General features: G+C 70.5%; 5 protein-coding genes and 1 pseudogene. All 6 read left to right on the forward strand.

Annotated elements, in window-relative coordinates; translation table 11 throughout:
- Positions 1-664, forward strand: a pseudogene (locus GH736_RS09560) (hypothetical protein); the annotation flags it as partial.
- Positions 661-1,380 carry a hypothetical protein gene (locus GH736_RS09565; RefSeq protein ID WP_159602547.1) on the forward strand — a complete coding sequence of 240 codons (720 nt, stop codon included), beginning with the start codon at positions 661-663 and terminating at the stop codon, positions 1,378-1,380. The pseudogene GH736_RS09560 and the gene GH736_RS09565, both read left to right, overlap by 4 nt.
- A gap of 201 nt (positions 1,381-1,581) precedes the next feature.
- On the forward strand, positions 1,582-6,936 hold the full coding sequence (locus tag GH736_RS09570) for an Ig-like domain-containing protein (RefSeq protein ID WP_159602550.1): 5,355 nt from the start codon (positions 1,582-1,584) through the stop codon (positions 6,934-6,936).
- A 16-nt stretch (positions 6,937-6,952) separates the two neighbouring features.
- The gene (locus tag GH736_RS09575) at positions 6,953-7,921 is read left to right on the forward strand and encodes an AAA family ATPase (protein WP_159602553.1); all 969 of its coding nucleotides are present in this window, start codon (positions 6,953-6,955) and stop codon (positions 7,919-7,921) included.
- Positions 7,918-9,216 carry a DUF58 domain-containing protein gene (locus GH736_RS09580; protein ID WP_159602556.1) on the forward strand — a complete coding sequence of 433 codons (1,299 nt, stop codon included), beginning with the start codon at positions 7,918-7,920 and terminating at the stop codon, positions 9,214-9,216. Before GH736_RS09575 ends, GH736_RS09580 begins: the two co-directional genes overlap by 4 nt.
- Positions 9,213-11,543 carry a transglutaminase family protein gene (locus GH736_RS09585; RefSeq protein ID WP_159602559.1) on the forward strand — a complete coding sequence of 777 codons (2,331 nt, stop codon included), beginning with the start codon at positions 9,213-9,215 and terminating at the stop codon, positions 11,541-11,543. Before GH736_RS09580 ends, GH736_RS09585 begins: the two co-directional genes overlap by 4 nt.
- The last annotated feature ends 151 nt before the right edge of the window (positions 11,544-11,694 follow it).

The raw sequence follows: 11,694 nt of genomic DNA on the forward strand, positions 1-11,694 counted from the left end.
GCCGCGTCAGGTCGAGGCGCAGCCGACGCCCGTCGCCAACGCGACGCCCGACGAGGGCACGATCGTGCGCGCGCCGGTCCCGGTGGCCGGCGCGCCGACCCAGGTCGACCAGACGGTGATGCGCCCGCGAGGCAGGTCCGGATCGGCGGCCTCGGCGACCGCTGCCGCGCCGGCCGTCGACGCGACGCAGATGCGCGGGCGCGTCGCGCCGACATCCGCCCTCGCCGATGACACGCTCACCCAGGCGCGCCCCCGTCGGTCCCGTGTCGCCGCCATCGTCGGCGTCGCAGCGGCGATCGTCGTCGCCGTGGTGATCGGCATCGCGGTGGCGCTGTCCGGCACGTTGCAGCAGCAGGCGGCGAATCCCACGGCCGTGCCGTCCGACGAGGACGCGATCGTCGCCGCCACCGTACCCGCACCCCAGGTGCAGCCCGGTGTGCCCTCGGCCGACGGTGCCACCGTGTCGTTCGCGGTGTCGCACGAGAATCCCGAGGAGGGCGACCGGTATCGCTGGCAGCGCGCCGACGGGTCGGGGGGACTGTCGGTCTCCGAGGGTCCGACGATCGTGGTCGACGGGGTGGCGGCAGGCGAGCGCGTCTGCATCGAGGTCCAGGTGCAGCGCGGGAGCAAGACCTCCGAACCGGCCAAGGGGTGCACGGCATGAGGCCGCTCAAGGTCGAGTACTGCGGTGAGTGGTACACCGTCACCGAGGGAGAGGCGTTCGGGATCGGGCGCGAGTCGGACCTGACGATCGACGACAACCCGTACCTGCACCGCACCTTCCTGACCCTGTCGAGCGAGTACGGCCTGTGGTGGCTCTCGAACGTCGGCCAGCTCCTCTCGGCGACCGTCTCCGATGCCACCGGCAGCGTGCAGGCGTGGGTCGCGCCTGGCGCAAAGCTGCCGCTCGTCTTCCAGACCGTGCACGTGATGTTCAGTGCCGGCTCGACCACCTACGACTTCACCATCCATGCCGAGGAGGACTTCTACAACACCTCCCTCACCGCGACGCCGGCCGACGGTGGCACCACGATCCTCCCGGTCACGCTCACCACGAGCCAGCGGCTGCTCGTCGTCGCCCTCGCCGAGCACGTGTTGTCGCAGCCTTCTGCCGGCAGGTCCGTGGTGCCCACCTCCGCCGAGGCTGCGGCGCGCCTGGGGTGGAGCATGACGACCTTCAACCGCAAGCTCGACAACGTCTGCGAGAAGCTCGACAAGATCGGCGTCGATGGTCTCCGCGGCGGCCGCGGCAAGCTGGCCACCAACCGGCGGGCGCGGCTCGTGGAATACGCCGTCGCAACGAGACTCGTGAGCACCGACGACCTGGCACTCCTCGACGGCGCGGACGGCACGGGCGACGGCGCCGACCCGCCCGCCTGACCGCGCCCGGTCCTGTCCGGCGGCCGTCGACGCCGCGATGTGGCGCGTTCGACGTCGGGTTCCGCCTCGTCCCCCGGGGCCGGGTGACATGGGGATCCCTCCCCATGTGGCCCCCCGGGAGGTCCGTGTTACCGTGTACCCCGGTGTGGGGAGAGAACCGGCGCCATTCTGCGTCGGCGCGAACAGGTCAGGGAGTCACGGGTGGGAGTGTTCACTTCGTGGGTCCGCGCGCGGAAGACCACCGCGACCGTCACCACGTTGGCGTTGATCGCCGGTGTCCCGTTGGCCTTCGCGGTCCTCCATCAGGGCTTCCCGGTCACCGACCCCGACCTTCGGGCGCGAGACGTCTGGGTGACCAACGCGAAGGACCTGCTGGCGGGCCGGCTGAACCGTCCGATCGGCGAGCTCGACGCCGCGGTCAGTACCGCGACGAATGAGTTCGACGTCTTCCAAGACGGTGATTCGGCGTTCCTCTACGACCGCAGCATCGGTTCGATCGAGCGCATCGATCCGTCGTACACCACGCTGACGGAACGGATCGACGTGCCGCCGGGCTCGACGGTCGCCTACGGCGGGGATGTGCTCGCCGTGCTATCGCCGAAGGGCGAGCTCTGGACGGTCCTCGCCGGCGCGTCGCTCTCCTTCGACGCCGTGGGCACCGACCCGCTGCTGAAGCTCGGCGACGACGCCCGGATCGCGGTGAGTTCCAAGGGCACGGTCTTCGCCACCAAGCCGTCGAAGGGCTCGTTGTACCGGATCCCCGTCGACGGCAGCGATCCGGTCCGCACGCCCATCCCCGAGCTCACCGACCATCAGCTGGCAGCGGTCGGCGAGCGCGCGGTCGTGCTCGACACCGAGAAGGACCGCCTGCTCGTCGACGACCGATCGATCGACCTCCCCGAGGCGGGGCTGCGTCTGCAGCAGTCCGGCGCGGAGCACGACGTCGCCTACGTGGCTGGCGGAGGCGCACTGATGGCGGTGCCCCTCGACGGCGGCGAGGTCGCCGTCACCTCCAATGGTGCGGATGCCGCGGCCGACGGCGCCGACGACGTCGCCGCGCCCGTGTGGCTGAACGGCTGCGCGCACGGCGCCTGGGCGACCTCGGCTCGGTACCTCGCCGAGTGCGACGGCGCGAAGCCCGAGTCCCAGCAGATCGAGCAGCCGACGGCCGGTTCTCGCCTCGAGTTCCGCGTCAACCGTGACGTCATCGTGCTCAACAACCTCTCCAACGGCAACTCGTGGCTGGTCGACTCCGACCTGCGCCTGGTCGACAACTGGGAGGAGGTCACGCCGCCCGAGGAGTCGGAGGACCAGGAGGGCGACGAGAAGTCGTCGCAGCAGAACTTCGAGGACACGCTCGCCGAGCGCGGGCCGATCAACCGTCCGCCGCTCGCCCGCGACGACGAGTACGGCGTGCGTCCCGACCGCACGACGATCCTCGAGGTGCTGGAGAACGACACCGACCCCGACGGCGACGTGCTCACGGTCGCCGGCCTCCCGACGGTGAGCGGTGCATCGGGTCGACTCGAGCTCATCGACGGCGGTCGTGCGCTGCAGTTCACGCCCGACGAGGGTGCCGCCGGCACGGCCTCGTTCCGCTATTCGGTGTCCGACGGGCGCGACGGTGTCGCTGAGGCCAACGTCGACGTTCGCATCACCCCCGACAGCGAGAACGAGGCGCCGATCTCGCTGCGCAACGGCGCGACCAGCGTCGAGCAGAGCCGCCAGATCTCCTACAACGTCCTCGCCGACTGGAACGACCCCGACGGCGACGACGTCTACCTCGTGAACGCGTCACCCACCAGTGGCGACTCGGTGCGGTTCAGTCCCGACGGACTCGTGACGTTCGAGCACCAGTCCGGCGAGCTCGGCGTCAAGGAGGTGCAGTACATCGTCTCCGACGGCCGCACCGAGGCGGCCGGCATCCTCACCGTGGAGGTGAAGCCGACCGGCACCCTGAACCCGGTCGGCGTCCCCGATTTCGCGCAGGTCTTCGCCGGTGAGACGTTCGCGATCGAGCCGCTCAGGAACGACCTGTCGCCGTCGGGCGCGCCGCTGAGCCTGATCGGCGTCGAGGAGACGCCCGAGAACGCCCTCATCACCCCGAACCTCGAGCGCGGCACCATCACGTTCTCCGCGCCCGACCCCGGCGAGTACGTCTTCCTCTACAACCTCGCCGCCGACACCGCCGTGAGCGTCGGCCTCATCCGCGTCCAGGTCACCCAGCCGCCCAGCGAGCCCCCGGCTCCCGTCGCGGTCAAGGACATCGCCTACCTTCGGCCGGGGGAGCCGACGACGGTGCCGTTGCTCGCCAACGACATGTCACCCTCGGGCCGTGTGCTCGCGGTGCAGTCCGTCGACGAGACGGCGACCGACGACCTCGTGTCGGTGGAGATCCTCACGAACACCGTCGCCAGGGTCACGGCCTCCGAGGCCATCGACCGCCAGCTCCAGTTCGAGTACACCATCTCGGACGGCCTGAACACCGCCACGGCGACCGTGGCCGTCGTGCCGGTGCCGCCGCTCGTCAAGCACCAGCCGCCGGTCGCCCTCGACGACAGCGTGAACGTGCGGGCCGGCGACATCGTGACGGTTCCCGTCCTCGCGAACGACTATCACCCCGACGCGGCCTCCATCCACGTCCTGCCCGACCTCGCGAACACGACCGCCGCCGACGGGCTGGCCTTCGTCAGCGAGGATGCGGTGCGATTCCAGGCTCCGGATGCCCCGGGCACGTACACGACGGTCTACACGATCGCCGACGACTTCGACCAGACGGCCCGCGCCACGGTGCGGTTCACCGTGGTGGGCCCCGATCCCGACGCCAACCGCGCGCCGCTTCCCACGCCGCTGACCTCCCGCACCTTCGAAGGGTCGGCGGTGAAGATCGACGTGCCGCTCGACGGGATCGATCCCGACGGCGACTCCGTGGTGCTCACGGGAATCTCGACGGCGCCGGCGCTCGGACGCATCGTCGAGTCCACGAGCACCTCGATCACGTACGAGGCGCTCACCGGTTCGGCCGGCACCGACACCTTCCGGTACGAAGTGCAGGACACCGGCGGCGCCACAGCCGTGGGTATCATCCGCATCGGCGTCATTCCGCGACCAGTGGTGCAGCTTCCGCCGAAGGCCGTCGACGACACCATCGCGATGAAGCCCGGGCGCACCGTCGGCGTCGAGGTGCTGCTCAACGACTCCGACCCGTCGGGCTACGAGCTGCACGTGGCCGGCCTGCCCGAGGTCGACGAGGGCATCGAGGCCGAGATCCGCGACCGCCGTCGCGTCGTGGTGACCGCGCCCGAGACCGAAGGCGCCTATACGATCCGCTACGAGATCTCGAACGGCCACGGCGGTGCGGACGCGGCCTTCCTCCAGGTGGCGGTGTCGAAGGATGCGGTGATCCTGCCGCCCACTGCGGAGGACCAGGTCATCGAGCCCGAGGAGGTGGTCGATGTCGAACGTGTCAACGTCGACCCGCTCGCCGACGCGACCAACCCCGGCGGTCTCGTGGAGGACCTGAAGGTCACCGTCGAAGGGCCCAACGCCGGCCGAGCCGAGGTGCTGCCCGACGGCACCCTCGACGTAGAGCCCGGCAACCGGCGCTACGCTGTCGCGTTCCGCCTGACGAACGACCTCGACGCGCTCTCCGCCATGGCGTTCGTCATCGTCCCTCCGATCCCGGGAGGGGAGACCGAGGTCGAGGAGACCCAGCGCCCGAAGACGCCCGAGGAGCTCGCCGCCGAGGAGAAGGCGAAGTTCCCGGCGCCGCACCTCGCCGAGTTCCCCCCGGTCGTCGTGCCGATGAACGGCAAGATCGTGTGGGACGCGAACGACATCGTCGTGGTGCCGTCCGGCCAGCCGCCCCTCATCCTCTCGGCGACGGCGACGGCGACGAATGCGAAGGACGCGCCGTTCGTCGACGGGAAGACCCTGCAGTACGTCCCCGAGCAGGACTACCGGGGCTCAGCATCCGTGACCTTCACCGTCACCGACGGCACGAGCGCCTCCGATCCGATCGGTCGTGTCGCCATCCTCACTATTCCGATCACCGTGGGCGATCCGAACTTCAATGACACCCCGCCGACCTTCACGCCCCGCACCGAGACCATGGAGGCGGGTGAGACGCCGCTCGACATCGACCTGCGCTCCTCGAGCTTCCAGCCCAATCCCGACAACATCCAGCGCATCCAGTACACGAACCTGAGCGGCACGACGCCCGACATCCAGGCGCAGATCACGGACGGCACCCTCAGGGTGTCGGCGGAACTCGGCGTGCAGCCCGGCACGTCGACCCGACTCACCTTCGACTTGAAGTTCGAGTCGTTCACGGTGCCCGGCTACGTCGACGTGAAGGTCGTGTCGTCGACGCGTGCCAAGCCGATCGCGACGAACGACGGGCCGATCGAGATGATCCGCAGCCAGTCGCTGGCGGTCGACGTGCTCGCGAACGACTTCAATCCGTTCAACGCCGAGGGGAAGCCGCTCCGCGTCGTCGGAGCGGAGGTCGACTCGGCGAACGTGGGCTCGAACGCGTCGGTCAGCTACAACGCCGGGGGGATCACGGTGCGCACCGGGTCGGCGTTCACCGGACAGCTCAGCGTCATCTACCGCATCGGCGATGCGACCATGGACCCTGCCCGCGAGGTGCAGGGCCGCGTCACGGTGATCGTGCGCGACCGACCCGACGCTCCGAGCATCACCAACATCGCGGGCGGTGACGGGAACGTCAAGCTCACCTGGCGGGCGAACGCCACGAACAACTCGCCCATCGGCAGCTATCTCGTCTCGGCCTCGCCGGGCGGCGGATCATGGACCTTCGACGCGTCCGCCGCCGGATCAGCCCAGACCCTCGGCGGCCTGGCGAACGGCACCACCTACAGCTTCAACGTCCGTGCGGTGAACAACATCGGCACGTCCGACGCATCGACGCCCGCGAGCGCGACGCCGTACGGCACGCCGACCGCCCCGAGGAACGTGGGCCACGGCTCGGTCGGCTATGCGCCGGCAGACGTCACGGTCAGCTGGGCCGCGCCGTCGGACACCGGCGGTGGAGGCGTGGAGTACCAGGTCCGAGTCGACGGCGGCGGATGGTCGGGGCTGCAGGGGGGCACCTCGAAGACGATCGCGAACCTGGGCGCGGGCACCCACACGGTGGAGGTGCGCGCGCGGAACAACGGCAGCGGGCAGACCGGTCCGGCCGCGGGCACGACGTTCGGCGTCGAGAACCGGCCTCCGCCCGCGTTCTCAGCCTCGGTCTTCAAGGGCGGGTCGGCGCCGTACTGCTCCGGATGCCACTACGTCGGCGTCGACTTCTCGAACCTTCCCGCTGGGCGGTACAACGTCGTGACGGAGATCAACGGCAGCTCCGGCAGCTTCTACGTCGGCACGTACGACCTCGGAAGCTCCGGCTCGCTCGTGCTCCAGAACGGACTCGGCCAGCGGAACAACGACTCGATCCGCGTCCGGTTCACCCCGACGGGTGGCGGCGCCAGCAAGTACTCGGATGCGACCTCGAACTGGGACGCCCTCCCCGTTCGCGGCGGGAACCCCTGATCAGGAGAACGAACGAATGTCAGTAACGCAAGAACAAGCCCTCTGGTTCCAGGACGCCTTCTCGAAGCTCGTCGACAACGTCGACCAGGCGATCCTCGGCAAGCGCGAGGTCATCGAGCTCGTGGTCACCGCACTGCTCTCCGACGGCCACGTGCTCCTCGAGGACTTCCCGGGCACCGGCAAGACGGTGCTCGCGAAGGCGCTGGCCAACACGCTCGACGGCACGAACTCCCGCATCCAGTTCACGCCCGACCTGCTGCCGTCCGACGTCACCGGCGTCACCATCTACGACCAGGGCAAGGGTCGCTTCGAGTTCCACCACGGCCCGATCTTCGCGTCGATCGTGCTCGCCGACGAGATCAACCGCGCGAGCCCGAAGACGCAGTCCTCGCTCCTCGAGGTCATGGAGGAGGGCAAGGTCACCGTCGACGGCGTCAGCTACGACGTCGGCAGCCCGTTCATGGTGATCGCGACGCAGAACCCGGTGGAGCAGGCCGGCACCTACTCGCTGCCCGAGGCGCAGCTCGACCGGTTCCTCATCAAGACCTCCCTCGGCTACCCCGATCACGACACGGCCGTGACGCTGCTCCTCGACTCGGCGAACCGCGCGCGCGCGTCCAAGGTGTCGCCCATCATCGCCTCGAGCTCGGTGAACACCATGGCGCAACTCGCCTCCGACGTGTACGTCGACGCGGCGGTCCTGTCGTACCTCAACGAGATCGTGGCGGCGACCCGGGCGCACCAGGACTCGGCACTGGGCGTCAGCATGCGCGGCGCCCTGGCGCTCGCCCGCACGGTGAAGACGTGGGCGATCGCCCACGGACGCACCTACGTGACGCCCGACGACGTTCGGGAGCTGGCCGTCCCCGTGCTCGCGCACCGCATCATCGTCGACCCCGAGTCCGAGTTCGCCGGCGTCACCGCCGAGGACATCGTCAGCCGCGTCCTCGTGGACATCGCGCCCCCGGCCTACCGGGCGGCATGACCGCCGAACCCGGCGCGCAGACGACACCCTCGCAGACGCGCATCGCATTCCGCGCGGTCGGTCGGTCGCTCGCGGCATCCGCTCGATCGGTCGCCGGCCGGCTCGCGCACGTCGCGCGCGCCGTCGCGGAGTTCTGCGCACCGGTGACGGGCGTCGTGTCCACGGTCGGATGGCTCGTGCTGGCGGCCGCGGCCGTGTCCCTCGTGATCGCCTTCACGTTCGGCTGGGTCGAGTTCGCCTTCCTCGGGTTCACCCTGCTCGCCGCCGTGCTCGTCTCGATCGCCTTCGTGTTCGGTCGCATGCACTTCCGGGTGGGCATCGAACTCCAGCCGGCGCGTGTCGTCGCCGGGGAGCGGGCGTTCGGCAGGCTCCTGGTCACGAACGCGGGCGGTTCGCCGTCGGCGCCGTCCCGCATCGAGTTGCCGGTGGGGGCGGGGCTCGCCGAGTTCGTCGTGCCCTCGCTCGCGCCCGAGGCGGAGCACGAGGAACTGCTCGCCGTTCCCACCAATCGGCGCGCCGTGATCATCGCCGGTCCTGCCGTGTCGGTGCGCGGCGACCAGCTCGGCATCCTGCGTCGCATGGTGCGCTGGACCGACCCGGTCGAACTGTTCGTGCATCCGGTCACCGCTCGGCTCCGGCCGTCCGCCGCCGGTCTCGTGCGCGATCTCGAAGGCGAGATCACCAAGGTCATCACCAACAACGACATCTCGTTCCACGCGCTGCGGGCCTACGAGCCCGGCGACGCCCTGCGGAACGTGCACTGGCGCACCTCGGCGCGGACCGGCCAGCTCATGGTGCGCCAGTACGAGGAGACCCGCCGCTCCCAGCTCGTGCTCGTGCAGGTGACCGAGCGCGCCCAGTACGCCTCGGATGACGAGTTCGAACTCGGCGTCTCGGTGCTCGCCTCGATCGGCGTGCAGGTCATCCGCGATGCGACGCGGCTCGCCGTGCTGACCGAGTCGCTGCCCCTTCGCACTGCGACGCCGACCGCGCTCCTCGACGATTCCTCGCGCATCGAGCTGGTCGACCGGCGGTTCCCGACCGTCCGCGACTTCGTGCGGGACGCCACCAAGCGCCTTCCCGCACCGAGCGTCGTGATCGCCATCGGCGGTTCCCTCCTTCCGCTCGCCGAGTTCCGCTCCATCGAGACCCTGTTCGGGGCCGACACCGTGACGATCGCGTTCCGCGTCGAACTCGGCGCATCCAGCACGATCACGAAGGTCGCCGGCACCACCGTCGTGACCGTCGGCGACCTCGCCGACCTGCCGCGACTGGTCAGGAGGGTCCGGCCATGAACCGACTTCCTCGCAACGTGACCAGCGACATCCTCGTGCTCAGCCTGCTCTCGGTGCTCGGCATCCTCGGCTACGAGACCTCGTTCGGTGACCTGAACTTCATGCTCGCGGCGGGAGCGGGGCTCGTCGTCGGCACCCTCGTCGCCGTCGCCGGAGCGGTGTGGCGCCTCGGCGTGCTCACCACGGTGCTGCTCGGCCTCGCCGCGTACTTCCTGCTCGGCAGCCCGTTCACCATGCCCGGAGAGGCGCTGTTCGGCGTGCTGCCGTCGCTCGCCTCCCTCGCGGGGCTCGCGTTCGGCGCGGTCTACGGGTGGGCCGACATCGTGACGATCGGCACGCCCGTCGAGGCGCCCTACTACATCGCCGTGGTGCCGTACTTCGCCGCCTGGCTGGTGTCGCTCGTCGGCACCATGCTCGCCACCCGCTGGCTCCCGAAGCGCCGCACCGCGCTCCGCGCGAGCGTGCTCCTCATCGGACCGATCGTGCTCTACCTGTCGGGGATCCTGCTCGGCACCGACGAGGCGTTCTTCGCCGGCGTGCGTGGTGTCTCCTTCGCGGTCATCGCCCTCGTCTGGATCGCCTGGCATCGCGGAACGACCGTCGAGGCGAGTGGCGACGGGGCCAGGCGCCTGCGCCGCCAGAAGGTCGTCGGTACCGCGTCAGTCGTCGTGGGCGCCGTGGTCGTGGGCGCGCTGGCCGGCGCAGCGGTCGCGCCGGTGTCGCCCGAGCGCTTCGTGCTCCGCGACGAGATCGTGCCCCCCTTCGACCCGCTGGAGTTCCCGAGTCCGCTCTCGGGATTCCGGAAGTACACCAAGGACCTCGTCGAGGACACCCTCTTCACGGTGCGGGGTCTCGAACCGGGCGACACGGTGCGCCTCGCCACCATGGACGCGTACACCGGCCGGCTCTGGAACGTCGCCGGCCCCGACGACGTGGGCGCCGACGGCGGCGGCTACGGCATCGTCGGCGAGTCCCTTCCCGAGCCCGAGCTGGCGGAGCTGGGGTCGGCGCGCGACATCGAGGTCGAGGTCGGCGAGTACCACGACGTGTGGCTCCCGACCGTCGGGTACGGCAGCTCGCTCCGCCTCCTCGACGAGGGCACCGCCGGACGAGCCGGGGATCTCCGCTACAACCCCGCGGCGGGCACCGCGGTGCTGACGAGCGGCGTCGCCGAGGGCGCGCGCTACGAGGTGCGCGCCAACGTGCAGGTCGAGCCCGACAGTGATGAGCTCATCGACGTGCCCGTCGCCGAGATGACCCTCCCCGTCGTCGAGAACTCGCCTGACGTCGTCGCGGCGAAGGCGTCCGAGTTCGCCGGCGATGCGGCGAGTCCGATCGAGCAGCTCCGCGCGATCGAGCGGGCGCTGAAGACGGGCGGATTCCTCAGCCACGGCCTCGCGTCGGACGCGGTCCCGTCCCGTGCGGGCCACGGGGCCGACCGCATCACCGAGCTGTTCACGCGCTCGCAGATGGTCGGCGACGCGGAGCAGTACGCCGCGGCGATGGCGCTCATGGCGCGCTCGCTCGGGTATCCGGCTCGCGTCGTGATGGGCTTCGCGCCCGACATCGCGGACGGCCAGGAGGAGGTCGAGGTCGTCGGCGACGACGTGACCGCGTGGGTGGAGGTGCCGTTCGAGGGGGTCGGCTGGGTCTCGTTCCGCCCGACGCCCGACAACATCGACGTCCCGCAGGAGCAGACGCCGAAGCCCAAGTCCGAGCCGCAGCCCCAGGTGCGCCAGCCTCCTCGTGCAGAACACAGCGAGGACGAGCTGCTCACGACCGTCGAGATCGACGAGACGGACGACGACGACAAGGACCCGCCGTTCACGATCCCCGGCTGGGTCTGGGTCACGGTGGCGGCGGTCGGCATCCCGGCTGCGCTCGTGTTCCTGCCGATGCTCGTCGTCGGGTTCGTGAAGGCGGCTCGTCGTCGTCGTCGCCGGTCGGGCCCGAACGACCGGCAGAGCGCCGCCGCCTGGGAGGAGCTCGTCGACCGCTACGCCGAGCTGGGCTTCGAGCCGCCGGAGCGAGCGACGCGTCTGCAGGCCGCGCGCATCCTCGAGCAGCAGTTCGACGAGCAGGGGCTCGCCGCGATCGCCCGATCGTCGGCAGCGGCGACGGACGGCTCGGCCTCGGCGCCGGCGCCCGTGCGACTGTCGACCCTGGCGGCGACGATCGACCGCGACGTCTTCGACGGGGCATCCGTCGATGACGAGGCCGTCGAGCGGCGCTGGACGGAGGCGGATGCCGCGACGGCGGTGGTCTCGGATGCGGCCGGCCGGGTGCGTCGATTCGTGAGCCGGTATCGGATCCGCCTGCGTCGGTAGAGTGGAGTGGTGGCCGAACCGGACTTCATCGTCCCCCCACCGGGGCTGATCCCGCCTGCGCCCGAGCAGCCCGCACAGCCCGAGCGCACCGACCCCGACCGCACCGTTCGCGCCGTGCCCGCACGCGTGCTGCCGAGCTTCGCCCCGCCGA

Origin of the sequence: Agromyces humi (assembly GCF_009720255.1) — a bacterium.
GTDB lineage: Bacteria > Actinomycetota > Actinomycetes > Actinomycetales > Microbacteriaceae > Agromyces > Agromyces humi.

Bases quoted from the DNA above. Each gene is read 5' to 3' on its own strand.
- GH736_RS09585 (WP_159602559.1), top strand. From the start codon at position 9,213: ATGAACCGACTTCCTCGCAACGTGACCAGCGACATCCTCGTGCTCAGC.
- GH736_RS09580 (WP_159602556.1), top strand. From the start codon at position 7,918: ATGACCGCCGAACCCGGCGCGCAGACGACACCCTCGCAGACGCGCATC.
- GH736_RS09565 (WP_159602547.1), top strand. From the start codon at position 661: ATGAGGCCGCTCAAGGTCGAGTACTGCGGTGAGTGGTACACCGTCACC.
- GH736_RS09575 (WP_159602553.1), top strand. From the start codon at position 6,953: ATGTCAGTAACGCAAGAACAAGCCCTCTGGTTCCAGGACGCCTTCTCG.